Raw genomic sequence first — 23,864 nt, 5'->3', positions numbered from 1 at the left:
CGCACCGGAGCACGGCAAGGGCCGCGAGCGCTGGTGGCGGGCGGTGGACCAGAGGATCGTCTTCGACGCCCAGGACTTCAAGTGCGGGCCCCGAGTCCGGGGCATGGCCGAGATGTACATCCACGAGGTCGCGAACATCCACAGCCGCGAGCTGTCCACCTGGCTCAGCAACCGGGACCGCTTTCCCGAGGAGTGGTCCCGCGTCGCCGACATGAGCAACGCGACGTTCCGGCTCACGCCCGAGCTGGCCGGCGAGCTCGTCCAGAAGTAGGCCTGCGCCTGGCAGCTCCGGCCCCGGCGACTGCTTAGGGGCGCGGGGCCGGTGAGCACGCGGCTCCGCTGAGCGCCCTTGAGGGGCGCGGGGAACTGCGCGACCAGCCCCCACCCCACCCGCAGACGAAACTCAACAGCCAGGGACCTTCTGCCCCTTCTCCAAGGCCACCAAATCGCTGACGGCCCCCTTCAGCGTCGTCACCGGCACCAACCGCAACCCCTTCGGCAACTCCGCCTTGGCGTCCGCGCACTCATCCTTCGGCACAAGGAAAACGGTCGCCCCGTCCCGCCGCGCGGCCTGCGTCTTCAGTGCGACCCCGCCCACGGCCCCCACAGTGCCGTCCGCACTGATCGTCCCCGTACCGGCGATGTTCTTCCCCCCGGTGAGGTCTCCCCCGCTCCCGTCCCCTTCCAGCTTGTCGACGATCCCCAGTGAGAACAGCAACCCCGCGCTCGGCCCGCCCACATCCGCCAGCTTCAGGGTCACCTTGACCTTGCTCGCGCTGAGACGGAGGTACTTCAGCGCGGCCTGGGCCGCCGCGTCCTGCGACTGCTCCATCTGCTCGGTGTTGTGCTGCTCGATCTCCTTGACGTTGCCGCCGCTCGGATACACCGAGTCGCGCGGCATCACCGCCCGGTCCGTCCTGAACCAGTTGTCGATGACGTCGCCCAGCGACACCCGTGCGTCCGGCCCGGTCGCCTCGATGGTCGTCATCCGCAGCTGCCCGCTGGTCGTCCGGGTGGGCGCCCCGGAGACGGTGATCACCGGGGTGCCCTGGTTGTCGCCGAGCACGTTCGCCGTCATCCCGGGCTGGGCCACCGAGAACGGCAACGGCGCGAAGACGGCCGTACCGATCAGAGCCACGACGGGAACCGCACAGACGGCGACGGCCTGGAGACGCGTGAGACGTGAGAGCACGGAGTCAATCTAACGTGGCGACCCCTTCGGGCCATCGCCCCGGCCCCTCAGCGCAACGCCTCCGCGACCTCCCGCGCCGCGTCCATGACCCGCGCCCCCACCCGCTCCGGCACCGAGTCGGCCAGCATCACGACCCCGACGCTCCCCTCGACCCCGGTGACCCCGAGCAAGGGGGCCGCCGCACCGCTCGCGCCGGCCTCCAGCTCGCCGTGCGTCAGCGTGTACCCGGGGCCGTCCTTCGGCGAGTGCCGTGCGGACAGGATCGCCTTCCCGGCGGCCCCCCGGTCCAACGGGTGGCGGAACCCGGCCCGGTACGCCACGTGATAGTCGGTCCAGGTCGGCTCGACGACCGCGACGGCGAGCGCCTCGCTCCCGTCGACCAGCGTCAGATGCGCCGTCGCCCCGATGTCCTCGGCCAGCGACCGAAGCGCCGGCAGGGCGGCTTCCCGTACGAGCGGATGCACCTGCCGCCCCAGGCGCAGTACCCCAAGCCCGACCCGGGCCCGGCCGCCCAGATCACGCCGCACCAGCGCATGCTGCTCCAGCGTGGCAAGCAACCTGTACACCACGGTCCGGTTGACGCCCAGTTTGTTGGAAAGCTCGGTGACGGTCAGCCCGTGGTCCGTGTCGGCCAGCAGTTTGAGGACCCGCAGTCCCCGATCGAGCGTCTGAGAGGTCTCCGCGGTCACGACGCCCACTCCTTAAGTGGTGAGGCCGGCAACCTCCGACGCGACAGATGCGTCGCCGAGTCCCGTCAGCGACGCGCTTCAGAGGCCGCCGATCGGCAGGACGGCCCGGCGGCTCCGGACCCAGTCGCTTCACGGCTGCGCTCCGCGGCGGCGCTGCCACGGGGCGTGTGCGTAGCCGGACAGTAGCGAAGGGGGTTCGCTGAGCGGAAGCCTCCGTCCAGAATCCGGTCACGCTCCGGTACGGACTACTTCCATATGTGGCGGTATGTACGCTGCGCACTCCTGGGGTCACCCCGGGGTCACCGTCACCGCATGCGGGTGGCCCACTCCTGCACCTTGGCGATCCGCTGCCGGAGCTGTCCCGCCGTGGCCTCCGCACTCGGCGGCCCCCCGCACACCCGGCGCAGCTCCGTATGAATCACCCCGTGCGGCTTGCCGCTCTGGTGCACATACGCGCTCACCATCGTGTTCAGCTGCTTGCGCAGCTCCATCATCTCCTTGTGGGAGACGACGGGCCGCCGTTCCGCGGGCAGTTCCAGCAGGTCTGCCTCGTCATCCGGCTTCTTGCGGCTGTGCGCGATCTGCCGGGCCTGCCGCTTCTGCAACAGCAACTGCACCTGGTCGGGCTCCAGTAGTCCCGGGATGCCGAGGTAGTCCTGCTCCTCCTCGCTCCCCGGGTGCGCCTGCATACCGAACTCGGCGCCGTCGTACAGCACCCGGTCGAAGACGGCCTCGGACTCCAGCGCCTCGAAGGCGAACTGCTCCTGCTCGCCGGTGTCCTCGTCCTGCTCCTTGTTCGCCTCCTCCATCTCCTTCTCGGACTCGGCGTACGGGTCCTCCTCGCCGTCCTTCTTCGGCTTGTCGAGGGCGTGGTCGCGCTCGACCTCCATCTCGTTGGCGAAGGTCAGCAGATCCGGGACGGTCGGCAGGAACACGGACGCGGTCTCGCCGCGCCGCCGGGACCGCACGAACCGGCCGACGGCCTGGGCGAAGAAGAGGGGAGTCGAAATGGTGGTGGCGTACACCCCGACGGCGAGCCGGGGGACGTCGACGCCCTCGGACACCATCCTTACCGCGACCATCCACCGGTCGTCGCTCGCGCTGAAGTCGTCGATCCGCTTGGACGCACCGGTGTCGTCGGAGAGGACGAGGGTCGCCTTGCTGCCCGTGATCTCGCGGATCAGCTTGGCGTAGGCACGCGCCGACTCCTGGTCGGAGGCGATGACCAGAGCCCCCGCGTCGGGGATGGCCTTGCGGACCTCGGTCAGCCGCTGGTCGGCGGCGCGCAGCACGGCCGGCATCCACTCACCGCGCGGATCGAGCGCCGTACGCCAGGCCTGGCTGACGGCGTCCTTGGTCATCGGCTCGCCGAGCCGAGCGGCGATTTCATCTCCCGCCTTGGTCCGCCAGCGCATGTTGCCGCTGTAGGAGAGAAAGATGACCGGGCGCACGACATGGTCGGCGAGCGCGTTGCCGTACCCGTAGGTGTAGTCGGCGGCGGACCGACGGATCCCGTCCTGCCCCTCCTCGTACGTCACGAAGGGGATGGGGTTGGTGTCGGACCGGAAGGGCGTACCGGTCAGCGCCAGCCGCCGGGTCGCCGGCTCGAACGCCTCCAGGCAGGCCTCGCCCCAGGACTTGGAGTCACCGGCGTGATGGATCTCGTCGAGGATGACCAGCGTCTTGCGCTGCTCGACCCGGTTGCGGTGCAGCATCGGCCGCACCCCGACACCGGCATAGGTGACGGCGACCCCGTCGTACTCCCGGCTGAGCGGTCCGGCGCTGTACTCGGGATCGAGCTTGATCCCTATCCTTGCCGCGGCCTCCGCCCACTGCTTCTTCAGATGCTCGGTGGGGGCGACGACGGTGACCTGCTGCACGACATGGTGATGCAGCAGCCAGGACGCGAGCGTCAGCGCGAACGTCGTCTTGCCGGCGCCGGGCGTGGCGACGGCGAGAAAGTCACGCGGCTGCTCCTGGACGTACTTCTCCATGGCCCCCTGCTGCCAGGCACGCAGCTTGCCGGCGGTACCCCAGGGCGCCCGGCCGGGGAAGGCCGGCGAAAGGTGATGGGAGGAGGAGGAAGCGCTGGCGGCGGTGGTAGTCACGGTCTCCGTAGTAAGGGGTCGAGCGGCTACGTATGCGTATGACAACCGGGCCACCCTACCGGCGCCCCATGGCTGTCAACGCGCGGACAAGGCCGCCTGCCCCCGGGTGGGACTCACGTCACAGATCACGAAGCCGAGTCGTCACCCACGCCCCGACGAGCGCCACGCCCGCCATCGGCAGGAACACCACGGCGAAGGCGGCCGGATGAGAACCGGAACCGCTCGCCCCCGTCATGCTGCCGCCGCCGAGCGAGACGAAGGCCGCACCGGTCACGGCGAGCAGGACGACGTTCGACAGGGCGTCGGAGATCTGGAGGGCGGCCGAGTTGGCACCGGCCTCCTGCGGGGCGGAGAGACGGAGCATCAGCACGCTGGACGAGGCGATCACCAGACCCATTCCGAAACAGCCGAAGCCCCAGGCGACGGCGACGATCCACACGGGCACGGAGTGCACGAGCACGCTGGGCGCGGTGGCGATCGCCGCGGCGACCAGCACCATCCCGAGGGTCATCAGCCGCTCCCGGTACGGTGCCACGCGCGGCCGCGCCTGCACCCACGAACCCAGCGCCCAGGTCACCCCGCCCGCCGCCAGCGAGAACCCGGCGAGGGTGGGCGACAGCCCCCGCTGGGTGACGAGCATCAACGGCACGAAGGACTCGGCGGAGACGAAGGCACCGGCCGCGACCCCACGCAGCAGGACGACCGACGGCAGCCCGCGTGCCGCGCGGTAGGTCCCGCGCGGGAGCAGCCCGAGCACGGCGGGAACGAGCAACGCACCCCCGACGGCGCCCGGCAGCAGGGACACCCACCGCAGGTCCTGAGCCGCGTACTGCAGCAGCCCCGCGCCGAGAGACATACCGAACGCGAGCCGGATCCGCCGCCGTTCGAAGGCCCCTCCAACCCGCTCCGCCACCGGCCCACCGGCCCGCCGCCGTATCTGAGGAAGCGCGAGCGCCAACGGGAAGACCACGAGCACCGGGATGCCGACGAACACCCACCGCCACCCGAGGTGCTCGGTCACCGCCCCCGAGGCCAGCGGCCCGACGATGGACGGCACCACCCAGCCGGCGGCGAAGGCCGCCATGATCGAGGGCCGCAACCGCTCCGGGTAGGCCCGCCCCACGACCACGTACAACGCGACGATGACCAGGCCGCCCCCGAACCCCTGCACGGCCCGCCCCAGGATGAACACCCACATGACCTGGGCGGTCCCGGCGACCACAAGCCCCACGGCGAAGGCCCCGATCCCCGTGGTCAGCGCCCCGAGCGGTCCCCTCCGGTCAGACCACTGCCCGGCCAGCACCATCCCGAAAAGACTGGTCGTGAAGTACCCGGAGAAGGCGAACGCGTACAGCGACAGCCCGTCCAGCTCCCGGGCCGCGACGGGCATCGCCGTCCCGACGGCCGTCGCCTCGAAGGCGATCAGCAGCACGACGGAGACGATGCCGACGCTCAGCGCCCGGTACGACCGCCCCAGCACACCCTCGTCATCGGCTCTGTCGACTGTCTCATCTGCGACAACGGCGTCGCTGGGCTCAAGGGCGGTCATACCGACCAAGGTAAGCCCCAAGCCCCCCTTTGACCCCTGTCGCGAGCCCCACCCCACCTCAGACCTTGGTCGTACACCCCCCTTGCCCACCCCGGTTCATGAACGCCGTATGGCAGTCCCATTGCAGCCCCACCGATCCCCTTGAGCCCCTCCCCCACCGACCCCTACCTTCAAGTCACCGAACTGGCCACAAAGGTCGAAGTCGGTCACGGCCGTGTGCCCGAGTGGTTCAGGGGCTCGCCTGCGCTACATCCATCAGCGAGCTCCGCTCGCGGGGAGTCACGCGGGTTCGATTCCCGCCCCGGCCGTGAAGGAAGAAGTGGTTCCCGGCCGTGTGCCCGAGTGGTTTAGGGGCTCGCCTGCAAAGCGAGTTACGTGGGTTCGATTCCCGCCACGGCCTCTGACTGCCTGACCAGGCAGAACCAAAAGGGCGGCACCCCCTCGGGGGTGCCGCCCTTTTGGTCGTCCGTCTCAGTTCCCGTCTCAGTTGTGCGACACAGGCAGACTGTCACCGCATCGCGAGCACCTGCTAACGGTGGTGGTGCCACCAGTAGAGCGCGAGCGTTCCGATACCGCTCAGGCTCGCCTTGACTACCAGCCACCAGCATGCTGCGCAGCGGCGCCAAGAGCGCGGACCTTACCGAGCAGCGCGTTCTCGCCGCACGAAAACGCAGCCCGCAGACGGTCTCGGCCGCTCCCGGCCAGTCCTCCCCGGCTCCGGCCGAATCCCCCGCACCGGTGCCGCCGAACCCGGGACGAAGGCGCTGACGCGACGACCGCCCTGACATCACGTCTGCTCCGGACATCGGCCGACCAGCCCGAGCCACCCCGCCCAACCCCCGAAGACTGCGAATACACCAGCGCTGACCGGCCCCACCCATGCCGTGGCCCTGCGCACCACGGCCACCGCCTTCGACGCCTAGCGCGGCAAAGCCTGGTGAAGAGCACGTGTCCGAAGGCGCCGCATTCCCCACCAATGGCGATCAGCACCGTTGTCGACTGGGCATACGGAGGATCGCGCACTATGCGGTCGCCACGCCCAGGAAGCGCAGCACCGCCAGGACGCGGCGGTGGTCGGCGTCGGCCTTGGGCAGGTCGAGCTTGGTGAAGATGCTGTTGATGTGCTTGGCGACCGCGCTCTCGCTCACCACCAGCTCGGCGGCGACACCGGAGTTGGACCGGCCGCCCGCCATCAGCTCCAGCACCTCCCGCTCGCGCGGTGTCAGCCGGTCGAGCGGATCGCTGTGCCGGCGCACCAGCAGCTGCGCGACGACCTGCGGGTCGAGCGCGGTGCCGCCGGCCGCGACCCGGCGTACCGCCTCGGCGAACTCCTCGACGTCGGCGACCCGCTGCTTGAGCAGATAGCCGACGCCCGAGGTGTTGGCGGCGAGCAGATCGGCCGCGTACCGCTCCTCCACGTACTGCGACAGCAGGAGCACGGCGGTACGCGGGTACTGGCGGCGGATCACCAGCGCGGCGCGCACTCCCTCGTCGGTGAAGCCGGGCGGCATGCGCACGTCGACCACGGCGATGTCGGGCCGGTGCTCCTCGACGGCCGCCAGCAGCCCTTCTGCGTCGGCGACTTGCGCGCACATCTCGAAGCCGGCCGCCTCCAGCACCTTGACCACACCGATGCGCAGCAAGAGGGAATCCTCGGCGATCACGGCGCGCACGGCAGCTCCACGGTGATGACGGTCGGCCCCCCGGCGGGGCTGCGGCAGGAAAACGTGCCGTCGACGGACGCGACGCGCTTGGCGAGCCCGGCGAGCCCGGTGCCGCCGGCCGCTGCGATATCCGCGCCGCCCGCGCCGTCGTCCGCGACGACCACCAGCAGTGTCTCCCCGATCCGCTCCACGGTCACATCCGCCCGGGTCGCCTGGGCGTGTTTGACCACGTTCGTCAGGGCCTCGGAGACCACGAAGTACGCGACGGCCTCGACCGTGGGTGAGGTGCGCTGCGGCAGGTCCACCGCCACGCGCACCGGGATCGGGAGGCGGGCGGCGACCCCGGACAGCGCGGCGTCGAGGCCGCGGTCCTCAAGGACGGCCGGATGCAGACCGCGCACCAGGTTGTTCAGCTCGGCGATCGCCTCCTTCGCCTCGCGGTGCGCCTCGTCGATCACCTTGCGGGCATCCGCCGGCAGGTCGCCGAGGGTGGCCCTGGCCAGGCCCAGGTTGACGGCGAGTGAGACGAGGCGCTGCTGCGCGCCGTCGTGCAGGTCGCGCTCGATCCGCCGCCGCTCGGCGTCGGCGGCGTCGAGCACGCCGGCCCGGCTCTCGGCGAGGTCGGCGACCCGGCGGGCCAGCTTCTCCGTGCGGCTGGGGCCGAGCAGGACCTCGGCCGCCCGGGTCTCCAACCGCACGAGAGCGCCGGTCAGCCGGGGCCCGAGGAACAGCAGGGCGAGACCGCCGGCGGTGATGTACGCGGCCTGCGTGGTGTACCCGAGGTCGGTGACCCGCCATTGCGGGGGCAGCGCCCAGATCCACACGTAGATGGAGGCGGCCACGAGAGCGGCGGCCCAGACGGCGAGGACGGCGAGGTCCAGGACGGCTAGCAGCGGACCCGCCACGGCGTGGTAGCAGGCCTGCCGCCACAAGGCCCGCGTGGTCAGCCGGCGTACCGCCGACGTCCAGTTGCGTCCGGGCCCGGGTGCGGCGGGGCGCGGGAGGTCCTTGCCGACGAGTGCCCGGTAGCGCCGCCGCTGCCCGCCGGTCAGCAGGGGTGTCACCACGAGCGTGAGCAGCACGGGCAGCGGAGTCACGGCCGGCGCCCCCGCCATCGCGCCGGCCAGCCAGAGCCACAGTGGCACCACGGCGAGGTGGAGCGGCAGGCCGGCGGCGACGAGCGCGGTCCGGTGTCCCGCCCTGCGGAACGGCCGGCCCAGCACCAGCTGCAGCCACGTCGTGAGTTGCATGCGTCAAACGGTAAAGCCGCAGGCCATCCCCGTGCCATGACGCTGCCGCCCGGTTCGGGGGTGCACTTTTCTCCACCCCGGGTCGGAACCCTGCGTGACTGACGGCGCCCCAGTGCACGCCGGAGGCTGGAGCACGTGAAGGGGACAGCCGACGGGGAGCGGGGGAAGACGATGCGTCAACTGGCATTGTGCGATGAGGAAGTGGCGGGCGCCGAGGTGATCCCGTTATACGAAGAGGCGGGGGAGCCACGCCCGGCGCGGGGCATGCGGCGGGCCGGGGGGCTGCTGGTCGCCTGCGGGCTCGGCCTGCTGCCGTGGCTGTACGTGCTGGCCACCGGCCTGCCGGCCACCGCGACCGCGGCGCACTGGCCGGTCGCCTGGGTCGGGCTCGACGCGCTGGAGGCGCTCGGCCTGATCGCCACCGGCCTCCTCGCCGCCCGCGGCGACCGGCGGCACGCCCTGGCGGCCGCCGCGACCGCGACGCTGCTTGCGGTGGACGCCTGGTTCGACACCACGACCGCGGCCCCGGGCGGCGACTTCGCCACCGCGGTCGCCATGGCGCTCGGCGCCGAGCTGCCGCTCGCCGCGCTGTGCGGCCGGCTGGCGCTGCGGGCGCTGGGCCGGCGCGCGTGACGCCGACCGCCCGACTACGTACCACGGACCGAATCGATCCACCGGAGAACACCATGCACCGCATCACCACCGCCCCCGTCGCCCCGATCCCGGCCCGGACCCGCTGGGCGGTCGCCGCCGGCGTCGGCACCGCGTTGGCCGCCGCCTGGTGGCTGGGCGACACGGCGCCCTATCCGTACGCCCAACGCGGCCTGCTCGACGTGCCGTTGCCGTTCCTGACCGCCGACCGGATGGACGCCGTACTGCGGCCGCGGCCGGGGGAGCGGATCCTGGAAATCGGCCCGGGGACCGGACTGCAGTCGCTGCACGTCGCCCCGCAGCTCGGGCCGGAGGGACGGCTCGATGTGCTCGACATCCAGCAGGAGATGCTCGACCACGTGATGTGCCGCGCAGAGCGCGACGGCCTGGCGACGATCACGCCCACCCGCTCGGACGCACGTGAGCACCTGACCGATTGATCCCGCTGACCTGCAACGAGATCCAGCACCTATTCACCAGCCGGGCCGTACAGCCCGTCCACGACGTAGACCACCGGCTCCGCTGGTCCCACTGGCGACGCCGCCACCAAGCCCGCGCCCGCGACAGCCACTACCGACGAAGAACAGCCGCAACAACCACGGCGGTACGGAGGTAATGGCTGATCAGGATGGCGAAATGTGTTCCATTCCGTAGCGGGCGAGACACCCCTTGCCCCAATCGGTGTGGCGCTTACGCAGGTCGGCCGCGGCGAGATCGGTGCGACCGAGATCGTGGTAGTTGGGCAGCCAGGTCTCGACGGTGCGGTGGGAGTTCGAGATCGCGAACAGATCCCATAGCGCCATGTCGGGTACGGCCTCGCCCGCTGCCTCCTGGTATGCAGTCAAGAACACTTCGGCAGCGATCGGGCCGTGCAGCAGAACCAGGTCGAGCCGACACCAGCTCACATCAAAGCCCCGTGGTGCCCGTGATGCCCCTGACCAGTCGACTATGCCGGTGAGCGCCCCCCTCCTGCCACAAGACGTTGCCCGACCAGTAGTCGTAGTGCGTCAGAACCGGTCTTGGACCAGCAAGACGATGGCCATGGGCGGCCAGGATCGGCGCGGCGGGACCCGCATCGCCCGCATGAGCGGATGAAGTGGCTGCTGCCACCATGCCGTCACGAAGTGTGTTGAGCCGGGCGATTGGAACAGCGTGGATGCGGGCTAGGGCGCGTCCCAATTGAGCTGCTGTGGTTTCTGCGGAGGCCGACGTGATGTCAGCGCGACCCGGAAGCCGAGTGATCAAGATGGCAGGTTCACCAAACCTGCGCCCGTCTGGGTCGACGTCTACGAGGCGTGGCGCCCAACCATCCAGTCCGTCCAGAATTTTCAGCACCTGCGCTTCATGCGCCGCCGCGTTGTCACCGGAGGGGAAGCGCCGCAGCACCATCTCCATGGTCGGCCGCTCGGTTCTCAGCAAATGCGTAGCGGCATGGGTACCACCGGCAAGTCGCCGCACGGTGCGCGCGGAAGCAGCAGGACCAGCGGCCTCGGCAGCCCAAGCAACGGCCGCCGGAGGCGGGAGTGACTTGATCACCGCGTCATACTGCACGATCCCCCCCTGCAGAAACCACCGTGTTTTGCCGGCATCCGGAACGGCATGCTCCCGGGCCTCAGCTCATAGACCGGGCACCCGCCCCCGGCCTCATGTGCTCAAACCACGCCACATGGAGATCGTGATCTACGGCTGGAGTACCAGGTTCCACCGCCGTCACTGCGTGGAGCCGGTGGGCCGGAGGCTGCGGAACGCCGTGGGGGTCGCCCAGCCGCGCAGCGTGGCGTTGATCGTCGAGGGGAACGCGGTCTCGGACGCGGCGGCGTCGAGGGCTCCGGCCAGTTCGAGGGTGACGAGCCCGTGCAGTGTCACCCACAGTGAGACGGCGATCAGCGTCGCCTCGCCCGCGAGGACGGAGTCCGAGACGGCGCGTTCGATCGCCGCGAGGAGCGGCCGGACGGGGTCGCGGGTGCCGACCACGCCCGACGGGTCGAAGGACTGCACGCCACCGAACAACACGGTGTAGAGGTGGCGGTGTTCGCGTCCCCATCGCCGGTACGCCGTGGCCAGTGCGTAAAGGTCGGCGAGGGCGTCGTCGGTGGCCGGAACCGCCGACAGACTCTCGAACAGGCCGGCGACCGCTCTGTCGCGCACCTCTCCGACCAGCGCCTCCTTGCCGTCGAAGAGCGTGTACACCGCCGCCGTCGATGTCCCGGCGGCGGCGGCCAGGGCGCGGACGGTGACCGACTCCTGCGGACGGGTGGCGAACATCTCGGTCGCGCATGCCACGAGCCGCTCTTTGACGGCGGCGTCGTTCGTTCTCGGCCTACCCACGGAGACCAGCCTACCCGTTCTGATAACGTCGTTTTGAAACAGCGTTCTGAAACTGTTGGGAGACTGTCATGCCATCGCCTGTTGTCTTACGTCCGGTCGCCCGCTTCGCCGTTGGCCTGCTGTCCGTCGTGGCCGGCGTCGTGGGACTGGTCGTCGTCTATCTCGCGCTGATCGTCCTTACGGACGGGGCGGCTTCGGGGCTCGCCGCATGGGCGGCGACCCTCGGGATTGCGGTGGTCGCCGCACTGTGGCGGGGACAGCGCCGGACCTGGCGGAGGCGACTCGTGCCGTTCCTGCCCGTCGTCGTCGCGGCGGCGTTGACGGCGTCGGTCTGCATCCCCACGGTGCCCACGGCGCGACGGTATCCATCCGCCCTGCCGTTCGTGGCCACGGAGCACTGGAGCCTGGCCACGGGCAGCCGGGTCGCGGTGTACCACTACCCGCCCGCGAACGCCGGCACCCGGCACCCCGTTCCGCTCGTGTACCTCAACGGAGGGCCGGTGCGCGGCATCTCGGTGCTCGACCACCGGTTCCTGCGGCTCCTTGCGCGGCAGGGCTACGACGTCTACGCCTACGAGCAGGCCGGCGGCGGACGGAGCGATCTGCTGTCCATGGGCCAGTACACGATCTCCAGGTCGGTCGGCGACCTCGGCGCCTTCGTGGACCGGCTGGGCAAGGGCAGCGTCGACGTCCTCGGATTCTCCTCGGGCGCGGTCGTGCTCACCCGGGCCCTGGCGGCCCCGGACATCGCCGCACGTGTTCACCGGGCGATCATCGCCGAGCCCGGCCCGATGGACGGCCCCACCGCGCGGATCACCGGGCACAAGGGCCGGCCGTCCGCGCGCGGCATCGCACCGGCCCCGACCGGACCGCGGTCGACGCGCGTACCGCGCTATGCCGTCGCGTTCGGCCTCATGCGGCTCGGGCTCCTCAGCCCCGACAGCGGGCTGGTGGGACAGGCCGAGGGTGACAACGCATTCACCGCCGCCGATCTCGGCAGCGACACCGCATCCGGCTACTGCGCGCGGGACGCGCACCGCATACCCGTCGAGGACACCGCGCGGAACTTCTCCTTCAGTCCCGCCGCCAGCCTCCGCGTCCAGCAGACGGTCAAGGACTCGCCCTCCATCGTCCCGCAGTTGAGGCGCTCCCGGACGCCCGCGATGCTGATGATCGCCGAGTGCTCCTCCCAGGTCCGGCAGTGGGCGACGGCCGTCCTCGCCGGCGACCCCGCCGTCCAACGCACGCAGTACATGCCCGGAGTGGGACACCACATGTGGAACGGCCTCGACGACAACGACCAACGGGCCGTCGCCGTCGTCACCGCGTTCCTCCAGGACAAACCGGCACCCCTGCCGAACCACCCGGCCCGCGGTGACATCCCCGCCTTCCTCCGCGACCACAAGTGACCACAACCCGCGGCCTGCACGCCAGGGCCGCTGGCCCGCGCCCGTCCTCGTCCGCCGGGCATCTGCCCACCCGCCCCTTCGACGCGCTGACCGGGGTGGCGCCATGCCTGGAGTGCCTGCCGCTCGCCGTGCGCCGGCGGTGGCCGGCCGTCTCCCTCGCCCTGGTGTCGCCTTCGTGTCCCGCATCCTCACCAAGCTCGGTCTGCGCGACCGAGTGCAGGCGGTCGTCTACGCCCACCGCCAGTGCCTGGTGATCTGACCTACCTGCCTGCCCCGCCCTGCTCGGCCCCTCAGAGCACCCCGCCCGCCTCGTCCTGGAACAGTTCCGTCCAGTAGTGCCAGTCGGCGTCCGTCGTCCTGGGGGTGGGGTCGATCGTCGCGAGGGTGTGGAGCATGGTCGCGGCGAGCTGGTCGTAGGCCTCGGTGGTGAGTTCGTGGCCCAGGTGCTCGTCGATGGTGCGCTCGTGGTGGAGAAGCCAGAGGGTGTAGGCGAGGGTGGAGATGTCCGTGTTGAGGGGGTAGAGGGTCGCTTCGGGCTGGGAGAAGTTGAGGATCGCGCCCGTGGTGCCGTCCACGACCAGGCTGTTCTCCTCGGCCAGGTAGCCGAGGCGTATGAGGTGGTCGGCGTGGGCCGGGAGGCCGTCCAGGGGGAAACCGCCCGGCTGTATGTCGGTGAAGTACTCCCTGAGGGTGGGCAGCGGGGCGTCCGGGTCGAGGTGGAACAGCACCGCGTCCTCCGGCAGGCCCGTCTCGCGCAGGAAGCGGCGGGTCGGCTGGTGGGTGAGCGTCGGCGGGAAGTCGACCTCCTCGAAGCGGGCCACCCGGCCCTGCCCGAACTCCTGGTCCAGGAGCCGGGCCGGCAGATCCACGGCGAGCCCGGAGTCCGTGCCGGGGCCCGCGATCAGGCTGAGGGGGCGGATCAGCGCCGTCGCCTTCCAGTACGGCGGGAGCCGGCCGTCCGTGCCCTCCTCGAAGAGCTCCAGGAGCTTGCGGGAGGCCTCGGTCGCCGCCTTCGTGCCGTAGGTCCCGGCGAGGGAGGCGAAGCGGCCGCGCAGGCCCGTCAGTTCCTCGGTGACCGCGGCGAAGCGCAGCAGCGTCTCCAGCGAGGGTGCCAGCGGGCGCGGGTCGGTCGGGTCGACCAGGTAGGCCGTGGTGATCTCACCGGTGCCGCCGTCGAGGAGGATCGACTCCGTGTCCAGGCCGGCCGGGGCCAGCAACTCCCCTATCACCAGCCGGTCCCGGAGCTCCTCAGCGAGCCGGGACGGCCCGGCCGTGATGTCCTCGATGTCAGCGAGCCTGCGCAGGCCGGCCGTGCGCAGCGGTTCGAACGTCAGCAGGGTGCCGGTGTCGGGCAGTCCGGGGCCGGTGAGCCAGCTGCGTGTCGCTTCGTGTGTGATGTACCGGTCCAGTTCGGCCTCGGTCAGCGTGATCGCCGCCGCACCGCTGCCGGTCGTGCTGGTCGTACTCATCGCTGCCCCCGCGATCGAAGAGTTCAAGAAATGCACAGTGGGTCGAATGGTGTGCCGTGGGTCGTCCTGAGCGGGGCATGGTCTGCCGTCCGGGCTTCCCCTCCGAAACGGCCGTCCCCACTGCCCAGAACACTACGCCGCGCCACTGACAACGCCCCGTGTAAAAGACGTCAGGCGACTCTCGCCCGTTGCGTCCCGGTGAGAATCGCCGCCACCGTCTGTTCCACGGTCAGCGCCGAGCTGTCCAGCCACAGACCCAACGGCTGGGTGTGCAGCCGTAGTTCCGCGTCGAGATCGGCGATCGTCCACGCGGGTCCGTACCCGGTCTTCGGCCGCCCCGCCTCCCGCTCCGCCACCGCCTCGGGGCTCGGGGCCAGGACGACGACGTACAGCGGGCGGGTGCGGACGCGTTCGACATACGACGCCAACTCCGGTCCCAGCAGCACGTCCTGCACGATCGCCGTGAAGCCCGCCGCCGCGTACGCGTCCGCCGTCGCCGCCGACAGGCGGTAGCGGAGGTGGAGTTGGGCCGTCGCCTCCGCGGAGGCCCCGGAGGTGTACTCCTCCCGGCCGGAGACGATCATCCGGCGGAAGACGTCCCCGCGGACGTGTGCCGCCCGCGGCAGACGCTCGGCGAGAGCCTGGGCGACCGTCGACTTCCCCGAGGCCATCACCCCGGCGATCACCACGACCCCGGACAGGCTCACTGACTGGTGACCACGGCCGCCTGCGGACGGATCGGGAGGCGGTTGACCGGGCGGCCGGTCGCCGCGCGGACGGCGGAGGCGATGGCCGCCGGGGACGTCACGACCGGGACCGCGCTGACCGACTTGGCGCCGAAGGGGGCGACCACGTCCCGTTCCTCGACGAGCTTGACGATCCGGATGTCCGGCGCGTCAAGGGCGGTCGGCAGGGCGTAGCCGGTGAGGTCGGGGTGGCGGATCAGCCCGCGCGGGGTTCGCAGGTTCTCCGTCAGCGCGACGCCGAGGCCCTGGGTGACACCGGCCTCGATACGCGCGTTGAGCTGCGCCGGGTTGAGGATCCGGCCCACGTCCTGGGCGACGGCCAGCTCCACGACCCGTACCGAGCCCAGTTCGATGTCGACGTCCACCACCGCGCGGATCGCGCAGAAGGCGAGGCCGACGAAGGCGTCGCCCTGGCCTTCCGCGTTCAGCGGCTCGGTCGGGTGCGGGCGGCACTGGGCGGTGGCCCACAGTTCCTTGCCGTCCATCGCCTCGGTGACGGTGGTCGACAGGACACCGTCGTACGACGTGATCTTGCCGTCGGTGATCTGGAGCAGTTCGGTGGACATTCCGAACTTGTGGGCGAGGGGCTGGAGGAGCTGGGTGCGGACCATCTTGGCCGCGCGCTCGACGGCTCCGCCGGAGACCCAGGTGTGGCGGCCGCGGCAGCCGGGGCCGGCCGGGGGCTGGTCGGTGTCGACGGGCGCCACGTGGACCTCGTCGATGCCGAGCGTGTCCTGGACGATCTGGCGGGCCAGCGTGGTGAATCCCTGGCCGGTCTCCACGGCCGCGCACAGCACGGTCGCGATGCCGTCGTGGACCTTGACGGTGGCAGTCGAGACCTCGTCGGCGCCCTCGGCGCCGAGCATGTGGACCATGCCGAGGCCGTAGCCGACGCCCCGGCGCACCGCGCCCGGCTCGCCCGCGCCCTCGGGGCCGCCGGGCAGCAGCCACTCGTCCTCGGGGGCGTCCTTGGGAAGCGAGGGAAGGCGGAAGTCCCGTACGGCCTGGAGGAGTTCGGCGACCGGGGCCGGGCAGGTCACCGTCTGGCCGATGGGCAGGACGTCGCCGGTCGCCAGGGCGTTGCGCAGGCGGATCTCGGCCGGGTCGAGGCCCAGTTTCTTCGCCAGCTTGTCCATCTGCGCCTCGTAGGCGGCGCACACCTGCATGGCGCCCTCGCCGCGGACGTGGCCGGAGGGCGGGTTGTTGGTGCGGACGGCCCAGCCCTCGATGAAGGCGTTGGGGACGACGTACGGGCCGCAGGCGAAGGAGACGGCGGCTGCCAGGGACTCGGCGGAGGTGTCGGCGTAGGCGCCCGCGTCGAGCAGGATCTGCGCCTCGACCTTGACCAGCTTGCCGTCGGCGTCGGCGTGGTGCCGGTAGCGGAGCAGGGTGGGGTGGCGGTGGGCGTGGCCGAGGAAGGACTCCTCGCGCGTGGCGGTGAGTTTGACCGGGCAGCCGGTCTTCAGGGCGAGCAGGCCGAGCGGCAGCTGGAAGCCCTGGTCCTCGCGGTCGGCGGTGGCGCCGGGCACACCGGTGACGACGATCTTCACCTGTTCGAGGGACAGCCCGTAGCAGGCGGCGGCCGTGTTGCGGTCGGTGTGCGGGTCGGTGGAGGCCAGGTACAGCTCGACGCCGCCGTCGGGGCGGGGCACGGCGAGTCCGGCCTCGGCGCCGATGGGGGCCGGGTCGGCGCGGCCGATGCGGTACTGGCCCTCGACGACGACCTCACCGGCCGCGTCCGGGTCGCCGTGGTGCAGCGGGATGTGCCGGATCAGGTTGCCGTCGGGGTGCAGCGGCTCGGCCTCGAAGGCCTGCTCGGGGTCGATGACCGGGTCGAGCACCTCGTACTCGACGATGACGGCGGCGGCGGCCATGCGGGCCGTGTCGGGGTGGTCGGCGGCGACGGCGGCGATGGGTTCGCCGTGGTGCCGTACGACCTCCGAGGCGAACACCGGGCGGTCCGGCGTGCCCCGGCCGTGGCGCGGGGTGCCGGGCACGTCCTCGTGGGTGACGACGGCCCGTACGCCGGGCATGTCGCGCGCGTGGCTGGTGTCGATCGACACGATGCGCGCGTGCGGGTGCGGGGAGCGCAGTACGGCCGCCCACAGCAGGCCCTCGGCCCACAGGTCGGCCGCGTAGGGGAAGGTGCCCTCGGTCTTCGCGTGCGCGTCGGCGGCCGGCAGCGACACACCGAGGCCGTGCGGCAGCGGCTCGGGCACGGGGACGGCGGTCTCCGCGGCCGTGGTCGTGGTGACGGTCTCGTTGGTCACGCCTGGCCTCCGTCCGAGCCGTAGGGCTGGTCGCCGTAACTCTGACTCTGGTCGCCGAACGACTGGTCACCGCCGTACGACTGGTCACCGCCGTACGACTGGTCGTACGACTGCTCGCGCTGGGCGTCGTACGACGACTGCTCGCGCTGGGCGGGGCTCGCGAAGGTGCCCGGGGAGTCGAACGCCGACGCGTTGACGCCGCCGGCGCCCGGTCCCGCCTGATGCGGAATACGGGCCTCGTCGCGGTCCGTCTCAGCGTCGGCGGCGGCGTGCGCCTCGCGTTCGGCGACGACCTCCTGGACGGCGTCCAGGACGCCCCGGTAGCCGGAGCAGCGGCAGAGGTTGCCGCACAGGGCCTGGCGGGTCTCCAGCTCGGTCGGGGCCGGGTTGCCTTCCAGCAGGTCGTGGACGGTCATGGCCATGCCCGGGACGCAGAAGCCGCACTGCACCGCTCCGCGTTGGGCGAGCGCGCGTTGGACGTCGGAGGGCCGGCCGTCCTGGGCGAGGCCCTCGACCGTGCGGACCTCGCTGCCGGCGGCGGTGACCGCGGGGACCAGGCAGGAGGCGACCAGGCGGCCGTCGACCTGGACGTTGCAGGCGCCGCATTCGCCCTGGGAGCAGCCGTCCTTGGCGCCGGCGAGGCCGAGGCGTTCGCGGAGGACGTAGAGGAGGGACTCGCCGATCCAGGCGTCGGTGACGGGGCGGTCCGTGGCGTTGACGCGCAGGACGTAGGAGGCCAGGGGGTGGTCGTCGATCGCCTCGGCTTCGCCTTCGGCGTGTTCTTTCCCGTCCGCACCATCCGTGCGGCCTTCGTCGTCGGGTGCGGGCGGCCCCTGTGGGGGCGCATCGCCGTCGGCGGCTTGCGCGTCGGGGGTGGGGTGAGGGGCGAAGCGCCGGACGGGCGCGCCGTGGGGTTCATCGGCTTCGCCGACTTCAGCCGGATTGCCGGCTGCTGCCGCCGCATTGCCCGCTGCCGGCGCGTTGCCGATTGCGGCCGCGTTTCCGACTGGGGCCGGCTCACCGATGTCGGCCGGACCGCCGCCGACGGCCGGCTGGCCGGTTTCGGGCGAGTGGCCGACCGTGCGCGGCCGGCCCAGTGCTCGCCGTACGCCGGTCTCACGCGTCTTGCCGGCCGCGCGCCATGTGCCGGTGTCGGGCGACTCGCCGACTGCGCGCCGCGCGGCAGCGTCAGGCGACTCGCCGACCCCGTGCAGTTGGCCCGTATCAGCCGGTTCGCCCACTTCGTCCGCCGCGACCACGCCGGCGCCAGATGTCGCGCCAGGGGTCCCGAAGGTGGGGCCGGGTGCCGGAGTGCCACCGTGCCCCGTTGCGGCGCCTGTGGGCGCCCCAGGGGCTCCCACAGGGTGTTCCCAGGCCTGGACCTCGGCCGCCCACGGTGCGGCCGCACCGCCCGGCAGGGTCGCCGGCGGCGTGCCGCCCCACTGCTCCATGAGCGCCGATGTGGTGAACTCGCCCGATTCGTCCGGAACATCACCGCTCGCCACCGGGATGGACCACTGCCCGGTCACATCGTGACCGGGCGCGGGTGGCGGCTCCTCGTAGGTCCACTGCTGGGTCGCGGCGGGGTTGTATGTGAACCGGTCGTCGACGGGCCGCCCCTGGGGGACCGCGTTCGGGTCGGGCCACTGGCTGCCGTCGGCCGGCGTGCCCCACGTCTCGGTGCCGGGGGCGACCGCTATCTGCGGCGGCACGTAGCCGTGCCCGGGCGCGGCCAGGGGGCTGTCACGGGACAGCAGGGCGTCGATGCCGCCCTCGGGGAGTTTCACGAAGGCGGTCGCACCGTCGTCGTAGTCGCCCTGGGGCAGCGGGTCCCAGCGGCTGCCACCCGAGGGGGCGCCCTCTCCGTGCTGTTCGTCGGTCATGACAGCGCCCTCCCCAGTGCTCGTCGGGCCAGCGCGGCGACGGTGCGCCGCAGGTGCAGTACGGCAGGCGGAAGCGGGGGCACCGAGCCGTCCGGCTCGGGTGCCGGGTCGGGGATGCAGGCGGCCGCGACGTACTCGCCGAAGGCGTGCAGCGCCTCCGGGACGAGCGCGCGGTCGTTGTCCCAGTCGATCAGCCGGGCCACCCACTGCTCGGCCTCCAGCGGCCGCAGCGGCATCGGCGCTATGGCTCCGACGGCGCATCTGACTCCGCGTCGCGCGGGGTCGAGGACGAGCGCCACAGAGGCCACCGAGCGGCCGGGTCCGGTGCGGCCCGTGGCCTTCAGGAAGACCTGCGGGGCGTGCAGCAGCGGCACGCGTACAAAGCCGATCAGCTCGCCCCCGCGGAGCATCTCCACGCCGGCCAGCAGGTGCGACACCGGGATCTCCCGGCGGGATCCGCCCGGTCCCGCGATGACCAGCGTGGCCTCCAGGGCGGCGAGCACCGGCAGCGCGTCGCCGGTGGGCGCGGCCGTGGCGATGTTGCCGCCCAGGGTGCCCGCGTTGCGGATGTGCGGCGGACCGGCGGCCCGCGCGGCGGCGGCGAGCGCCGGGATCAGGGCCGCGAAGTCGGGGCGGCCCATGCGCGCGTGCGTGAGTCCGGCGCCGAGCAGCGCGTTGCCGTCCTGGTACTGCCAGCCGCGGATCTCGCTGATCCGGCCGAGGCCGACCAGGGCGGCGGGCCTGAGCTGTCCGGAGTTGACGGCGGCCATCAGGTCGGTGCCACCGGCCACGGGGACCGCGGTGGGCATGGCGGTGAGGGCCGCCACGGCTTCGTTCAGCGTCGTGGGCAGCGTGACGGACTGCGCCGCCTGCGGTGTGTGCGTGGTCAAAACCGGCTGCCCCTTCCCGCTGCCCCACCTGGTCCCACCTGTGTGGCCGTACGGTACGTGCTCACAGGGCGGACGTGGCAACTCTGGCACATCTTCGCAAGCCTCGAACGCACGGGTCCGCTAGGAGGCATTCGCCCACCTCACCGGGGACTTGATCCGTTTTCGTACGCCATCACCAGTGCGCACCGATTGACACTCTTCGGTGACTCTTGGGGTCTTTTTCCATTCTGCGTTCGGAGCGAGGAGCGAGGCCGGGGAGGGTCCGGGGAGCAGCCAGAGAGTGTCCGGAGGGGGTCCGAAGGGGGTCCAGGGAGGGGCTACCGGTTCGGGGGCGGGCCGTCGATCGGGCGGCCCAGCACCCCCGGGCGCCGCTGCCAGGGCAGGGGTCCGGCGGGCGGGCGGTAGGCCACGCCCAGGGCGTCCAGTCGCCGGTAGTGGGCGGCCATACGGCGCTCGAAGCCGGCGAAGTCCCGTTGCTCCGGGGCCGGGAGAGCGCTCCAGGCGACCTCGGCGAAGGCGGCGAGCCGGGGGAAGGTCTGGTAGTCCACGCGCGCGTGGTCCTCCATCACCTCGGTCCAGACGTTGGCCTGCGTGCCGAGGACCCGCCGCGCCTGCGCCTCGTCAAGGCCCGCCGGCACGGGCTCGAACCGGTACACGTCCTCCAGGGTGCGGACGTATCCGATCGGCACGGGCTCGTCGACGCCGGCGGCCTGCCGGTGGTCCAAGTAGACGTGCTGCTCGGGGCACATGACGACGTCGTGACCGGCCCGCGCGGCCGCGACCCCGCCGCCGTAACCGCGCCACGACGACACGGCAGCGCCCTCGGCGATCCCGCCCTCCAGGATCTCGTCCCAGCCGATCAGCCTGCGCCCGCGCGCGGAAAGCCACTTGGCGAAGTGGCCGATGAACCACGACTGCAACTGGTCCTCGTCGGCGAGCCCGAGTTCCTTCATCCGCGCCTGCGCGGCCGGCGAGGCCCGCCACTGGTCCTTGGGGCATTCGTCGCCGCCGACGTGAATGAACTCCGAGGGGAACAGTTCCAGCACTTCCTCGAACACCCCCTCGTAGAAGCGCAGGGTGTTGTCAGTGGGGGCAAGTACGTTCGGACAGATCCCCCAGGTGTCCAGGACGGAGAGGACCGTGGTGTCGATGGCGTCGGTGTTGCCGAGTTCCGGATACGCGGCGATGGCGGCCTGCGAGTGTCCCGGCACGTCGATTTCGGGGACGACCGTGATATGCCGTGCGGCCGCGTAGGCGACGATCTCCCTGATGTCGTCGTGGGTGTAGTAGCCGCCGTGCGGCTTCTCCTCCCACAGCGGTGAGGCCCGGTGGCCGAATTTCGTGCGGGCCCGCCAGGAGCCGACCTCGGTGAGCCGGGGGTGGCGCTCGATCTGGATGCGCCAGCCCTGGTCGTCCGTCAGGTGGAAGTGGAAGATGTTGAGTTTGTGCGCGGCCATGAGATCGAGGTAGCGCAGGACGCCTTCCTTGGGCATGAAGTGCCGGGCGACGTCGAGCATGAGACCGCGCCAGGGGAATCGGGGGGCGTCCTCGATCACGAGGTGCGGCACGGCCCAGGCGCGGTCGCGGTTGAGCGGGGCCCGGCGGAACGCGTCGGGGCCCAGGAGTTGACGCAGCGTCTGGGCGCCCCAGAAGACACCGGCCGCGTCGCCGCCCTCGATGAGGACCCCGGTCCGGTCGCTGACGAGACGGTACTCCTCGGGGGCGAGGCGCGGGTCGAGCCGGAGCCGGATGCCGTCGCCTTCGGTGTCGTCGAGTTCGCGCCCCTCGCGCAGCGGCAGCCCGGTGGCTTGCTGGAGGACGGTGCGCAGCCACTGCCCGACGCCCTCCGTTCCGCTGCCGGAGCAGATCTGGGAATGTGCCGTCAAACGCACCTCACCGGAGCCGGCGACGACACTGCGGGGCGCGGGAATCAGTTCGGTCACGTCAGTCCTTAACCGCTCCGCCCAGTCCGGAGACCAGCCGTCGCTGTACGAGTACGAAGAAGACCAGCACCGGAATCGTCATCGCCGTGGACGCCGCCATGACCCCGCCCCAGTCCGGGGCGTCCGGCTTGAAGAACACCAGCAGCGCCATCGGCAGCGTGGACTGCGAAGTGTCGCTGATGATGAAGGACTTGGCGAACAGGAAGTCGTTCCAGGCGGAGATGAAGGAAAACACGCTCGTGGCCACCAGACCCGGCAGGACGAGCGGGAAAAGGATCTGCCAGAGAAAGCGCGTGCGGCTCGCCCCGTCGATGCAGGCGGCCTCCTCCAGTGCCTCCGGCACCCCTTTCACGAACCCCCGCAGCATCCAGATCGCGAAGGGCAGCGAGAAGGCGATGTGGGGCAGGATCAGCGAGCCCAGCGTGTTCAGCAGACCGAAGTCCCGCATCTGGAAGAACAGGGGGATGGTGAGGGCCTCCACGGGCACCATCTGGGCCACCAGAAACATGATCAGCAGGGTGGTGCGGAAGCGGAACCGGAATCGTGTCACGGCGGTCGCGGCGAGAAAGGCGATGAGCGCCGAGACGACGACGACACTGCCCGCGACGACAAGGCTGTTGACGAAGTAACGGCCGAATTCCTGCTGCCCGAAGACCCGCCGGAAGGAGTCCAGGGAGGGGGAGAGAGTCCACGGCCTGGGCCGGTCGGACGCGATCTCACCGGCCGGTCTGAAGGCGCCCAGCACCATCCAGTACAGCGGAAAGGCGACCACGACGGCGATCGCCAGCGCCGTCACCTCGGCGGCCAGGCGTCCCGGCCGCCGTACGAACCCGCGCACAAGCTTCACGACGGTCACAGCTCCTCCCCCTGCCGGCGCAGCAGCCGCAGGTAGACGAGGGTCACGGCGAGCAGGATCAGCAGCGTGACGACACCGATGGCGGCGCCGAGCCCGTACTGCGAGGAGGCGAAGGCCTGCTGATAGGCGTACACGTTGAGCACCAGGTTCTGCCCGGCGATCCCGCCGCCGCCGGTCATCACGTAGATCTGCGTGAAGATCTTGAAGTCCCAGATCACCGACTGGATGGTGACGACCGTCAGGACCGGCCGGAGCATCGGCGTCAGCACCGACCGCCAGATCCGCCACTGGGAGGCCCCGTCCAGCGCGGCGGCCTCCAGCACCTCGGACGGTACGGAGCGGATCCCGGCGTACACGGTGACCATGACGAACGGGAAGGAGCACCAGACCACTTCGAGCAGGACGAGGAGGAAGGCGCTGTACCGCCCGTACGTCCAGGAGTGGTCACCGAGCCCGAGGACACGGTTGACGGGCCCGAAGTCCGGGTCGAAGAGGAACAGCCAGACGGTGGACCCGGTGACGGCCGGGGTCGCCCAGGCCCCGAGCGCGGCCAGCATCAACGCCAGCCGGGGCACCGCACGCACGCGCGTGAGCAACACGGCGAGCGCACACCCGACGGCGAGGGTCGACACGACACAGGCGGCGGCGAAGACGACGGTGGCGAGCAGGACGGTCCAGAACTGCTCGTCGCGGACGACGTCGGCGTAGTTGCCGAGCCCGACGAAGGAGGTCGGCTCTCCGCCGCTGACCTGGGCCTGGGTGTAGCGGAAGACGGAGATCAGCCCGAGTTGGTACATCGGGTAAAGCAGCAGCCCACCCAGGACGACGAGGGCGGGAGCCAGATAGATCCAGGGCGTCCAGCTCCCCGAGGGGCGCGGGGCCGTGCTGAATGTGCGGCTACCGCCGCGTGGGCGCGACAAGCCACGACGGCCGCGCACCCGCCACCGAACCGCGACCGCCCACCCAT

General features: G+C 71.4%; 21 protein-coding genes, 2 tRNA genes and 3 pseudogenes. 9 read left to right on the top strand and 17 right to left on the bottom strand.

What is annotated here, in order from left to right; genetic code table 11:
• Positions 1-43 precede the first annotated feature (43 nt).
• Positions 44-271 carry a hypothetical protein gene (locus ABZ396_RS03000; protein ID WP_358922289.1) on the top strand — a complete coding sequence of 76 codons (228 nt, stop codon included), beginning with the start codon at positions 44-46 and terminating at the stop codon, positions 269-271.
• Positions 272-403: 132 nt separating this feature from the next.
• Here ABZ396_RS03000 and ABZ396_RS02995 read toward each other — a convergent pair whose 3' ends face one another.
• The 4 genes from ABZ396_RS02995 to ABZ396_RS02980 all read right to left on the bottom strand — a co-directional run bounded on the left by ABZ396_RS02995 (position 404) and on the right by ABZ396_RS02980 (position 5,538).
• Complete coding sequence (locus ABZ396_RS02995) at positions 404-1,192, bottom strand: S16 family serine protease (protein ID WP_358922291.1); 789 nt, start codon at positions 1,190-1,192, stop codon at positions 404-406.
• Positions 1,193-1,239: 47 nt separating this feature from the next.
• Positions 1,240-1,881: a helix-turn-helix domain-containing protein gene (locus ABZ396_RS02990; RefSeq protein WP_358922293.1), complete on the bottom strand. Its 642-nt coding sequence runs from the start codon at positions 1,879-1,881 to the stop codon at positions 1,240-1,242.
• Positions 1,882-2,186: 305 nt separating this feature from the next.
• Positions 2,187-3,989, bottom strand: a complete 1,803-nt coding sequence (locus ABZ396_RS02985) for a DEAD/DEAH box helicase (protein WP_358922295.1) — start codon at positions 3,987-3,989, stop codon at positions 2,187-2,189.
• Between the two features lie 118 nt (positions 3,990-4,107).
• Positions 4,108-5,538, bottom strand: coding sequence for an MFS transporter (locus tag ABZ396_RS02980; RefSeq protein WP_358922297.1), 1,431 nt, complete (start codon positions 5,536-5,538; stop codon positions 4,108-4,110).
• 210 nt (positions 5,539-5,748) lie between these two features.
• Between ABZ396_RS02980 and ABZ396_RS02975 the strand changes: the two genes are divergently transcribed.
• A tRNA-OTHER gene (locus ABZ396_RS02975) sits at positions 5,749-5,846 on the top strand.
• A 20-nt stretch (positions 5,847-5,866) separates the two neighbouring features.
• Positions 5,867-5,938 (top strand) — tRNA-Cys (locus tag ABZ396_RS02970).
• A gap of 622 nt (positions 5,939-6,560) precedes the next feature.
• Here ABZ396_RS02970 and ABZ396_RS02965 read toward each other — a convergent pair.
• Positions 6,561-7,211 carry a response regulator transcription factor gene (locus tag ABZ396_RS02965; RefSeq protein WP_067360243.1) on the bottom strand — a complete coding sequence of 217 codons (651 nt, stop codon included), beginning with the start codon at positions 7,209-7,211 and terminating at the stop codon, positions 6,561-6,563.
• The gene (locus ABZ396_RS02960) at positions 7,199-8,452 is read right to left on the bottom strand and encodes a histidine kinase (RefSeq protein ID WP_358922299.1); all 1,254 of its coding nucleotides are present in this window, start codon (positions 8,450-8,452) and stop codon (positions 7,199-7,201) included. The genes ABZ396_RS02965 and ABZ396_RS02960 overlap by 13 nt, the downstream gene beginning before the upstream one ends.
• A 135-nt stretch (positions 8,453-8,587) precedes the next feature.
• Between ABZ396_RS02960 and ABZ396_RS02955 the strand changes: the two genes are divergently transcribed.
• The 3 genes and pseudogenes from ABZ396_RS02955 to ABZ396_RS02945 all read left to right on the top strand — a co-directional run.
• Positions 8,588-9,085 carry a hypothetical protein gene (locus ABZ396_RS02955; RefSeq protein WP_358922301.1) on the top strand — a complete coding sequence of 166 codons (498 nt, stop codon included), beginning with the start codon at positions 8,588-8,590 and terminating at the stop codon, positions 9,083-9,085.
• 53 nt (positions 9,086-9,138) lie between these two features.
• Positions 9,139-9,543: a methyltransferase domain-containing protein gene (locus ABZ396_RS02950; protein WP_358922303.1), complete on the top strand. Its 405-nt coding sequence runs from the start codon at positions 9,139-9,141 to the stop codon at positions 9,541-9,543.
• Positions 9,528-9,719: pseudogene (locus ABZ396_RS02945) on the top strand (IS701 family transposase); the annotation flags it as partial. The gene ABZ396_RS02950 and the pseudogene ABZ396_RS02945, both read left to right, overlap by 16 nt.
• Positions 9,720-9,726: 7 nt before the next feature.
• Here ABZ396_RS02945 and ABZ396_RS02940 read toward each other — a convergent pair.
• The 3 genes from ABZ396_RS02940 to ABZ396_RS02930 all read right to left on the bottom strand — a co-directional run bounded on the left by ABZ396_RS02940 (position 9,727) and on the right by ABZ396_RS02930 (position 11,431).
• The gene (locus tag ABZ396_RS02940; protein WP_358922305.1) at positions 9,727-10,008 is read right to left on the bottom strand and encodes a hypothetical protein; all 282 of its coding nucleotides are present in this window, start codon (positions 10,006-10,008) and stop codon (positions 9,727-9,729) included.
• 1 nt (position 10,009) lies between these two features.
• Entirely contained in the window at positions 10,010-10,654 is a 645-nt protein-coding gene (locus ABZ396_RS02935) for a phosphotransferase (protein ID WP_358922306.1), read from the bottom strand.
• A gap of 159 nt (positions 10,655-10,813) precedes the next feature.
• Positions 10,814-11,431, bottom strand: coding sequence for a TetR/AcrR family transcriptional regulator (locus tag ABZ396_RS02930; protein ID WP_358922308.1), 618 nt, complete (start codon positions 11,429-11,431; stop codon positions 10,814-10,816).
• 68 nt (positions 11,432-11,499) lie between these two features.
• On the opposite strand from ABZ396_RS02930, the gene ABZ396_RS02925 reads away from it, so the two are divergent.
• The 3 genes and pseudogenes from ABZ396_RS02925 to ABZ396_RS02915 all read left to right on the top strand — a co-directional run.
• Entirely contained in the window at positions 11,500-12,840 is a 1,341-nt protein-coding gene (locus ABZ396_RS02925) for an alpha/beta fold hydrolase (protein WP_358922310.1), read from the top strand.
• 56 nt (positions 12,841-12,896) lie between these two features.
• Positions 12,897-13,010, top strand: a pseudogene (locus tag ABZ396_RS02920) (two-component sensor histidine kinase); the annotation flags it as partial.
• A gap of 2 nt (positions 13,011-13,012) precedes the next feature.
• Positions 13,013-13,099 (top strand): annotated as a pseudogene (locus ABZ396_RS02915) (DNA-binding response regulator); the annotation flags it as partial.
• A 31-nt stretch (positions 13,100-13,130) separates the two neighbouring features.
• Here the strand turns inward: ABZ396_RS02915 and ABZ396_RS02910 are convergent.
• The 8 genes from ABZ396_RS02910 to ABZ396_RS02875 form a co-directional block, all read right to left on the bottom strand.
• Positions 13,131-14,309, bottom strand: coding sequence for an SUKH-4 family immunity protein (locus tag ABZ396_RS02910; protein WP_358922312.1), 1,179 nt, complete (start codon positions 14,307-14,309; stop codon positions 13,131-13,133).
• Positions 14,310-14,479: 170 nt separating this feature from the next.
• Positions 14,480-15,010 (bottom strand): AAA family ATPase, encoded by a 531-nt coding sequence (locus ABZ396_RS02905; RefSeq protein ID WP_358922376.1) that lies wholly within the window; start codon positions 15,008-15,010, stop codon positions 14,480-14,482.
• A gap of 2 nt (positions 15,011-15,012) precedes the next feature.
• On the bottom strand, positions 15,013-17,325 hold the full coding sequence (locus ABZ396_RS02900) for a molybdopterin cofactor-binding domain-containing protein (protein WP_358922314.1): 2,313 nt from the start codon (positions 17,323-17,325) through the stop codon (positions 15,013-15,015).
• Positions 17,322-19,208, bottom strand: coding sequence for a 2Fe-2S iron-sulfur cluster-binding protein (locus ABZ396_RS02895; RefSeq protein WP_358922316.1), 1,887 nt, complete (start codon positions 19,206-19,208; stop codon positions 17,322-17,324). The genes ABZ396_RS02900 and ABZ396_RS02895 overlap by 4 nt, the downstream gene beginning before the upstream one ends.
• Positions 19,205-20,098, bottom strand: coding sequence for an FAD binding domain-containing protein (locus tag ABZ396_RS02890; protein ID WP_358922318.1), 894 nt, complete (start codon positions 20,096-20,098; stop codon positions 19,205-19,207). Before ABZ396_RS02890 ends, ABZ396_RS02895 begins: the two co-directional genes overlap by 4 nt.
• 317 nt (positions 20,099-20,415) lie before the next feature.
• Positions 20,416-22,041, bottom strand: coding sequence for a beta-N-acetylhexosaminidase (locus tag ABZ396_RS02885; RefSeq protein WP_358922320.1), 1,626 nt, complete (start codon positions 22,039-22,041; stop codon positions 20,416-20,418).
• 1 nt (position 22,042) lies between these two features.
• A complete protein-coding gene (locus ABZ396_RS02880; protein WP_358922378.1) occupies positions 22,043-22,888 on the bottom strand; it encodes a carbohydrate ABC transporter permease in 846 nt (281 codons plus the stop codon).
• A gap of 5 nt (positions 22,889-22,893) precedes the next feature.
• Entirely contained in the window at positions 22,894-23,835 is a 942-nt protein-coding gene (locus ABZ396_RS02875) for a sugar ABC transporter permease (RefSeq protein ID WP_358922379.1), read from the bottom strand.
• Between the last annotated feature and the right edge of the window lie 29 nt (positions 23,836-23,864).

Source organism: Streptomyces sp. NPDC005866 (assembly GCF_040629895.1).
Classification (GTDB): domain Bacteria; phylum Actinomycetota; class Actinomycetes; order Streptomycetales; family Streptomycetaceae; genus Streptomyces.
Note: the sequence above shows the minus strand (reverse complement) of the source record. Positions and strands in the feature narration are given on the sequence as shown.

Excerpts from the sequence above, each read along its gene's own strand:
- ABZ396_RS02950 (WP_358922303.1), top strand. The coding sequence starts at position 9,139 with ATGCACCGCATCACCACCGCCCCCGTCGCCCCGATCCCGGCCCGGACC.
- ABZ396_RS02980 (WP_358922297.1), bottom strand. The coding sequence starts at position 5,538 with ATGACCGCCCTTGAGCCCAGCGACGCCGTTGTCGCAGATGAGACAGTC.
- ABZ396_RS02895 (WP_358922316.1), bottom strand. The coding sequence starts at position 19,208 with ATGACCGACGAACAGCACGGAGAGGGCGCCCCCTCGGGTGGCAGCCGC.
- ABZ396_RS02925 (WP_358922310.1), top strand. The coding sequence starts at position 11,500 with ATGCCATCGCCTGTTGTCTTACGTCCGGTCGCCCGCTTCGCCGTTGGC.
- ABZ396_RS02960 (WP_358922299.1), bottom strand. The coding sequence starts at position 8,452 with ATGCAACTCACGACGTGGCTGCAGCTGGTGCTGGGCCGGCCGTTCCGC.
- ABZ396_RS02910 (WP_358922312.1), bottom strand. The coding sequence starts at position 14,309 with ATGAGTACGACCAGCACGACCGGCAGCGGTGCGGCGGCGATCACGCTG.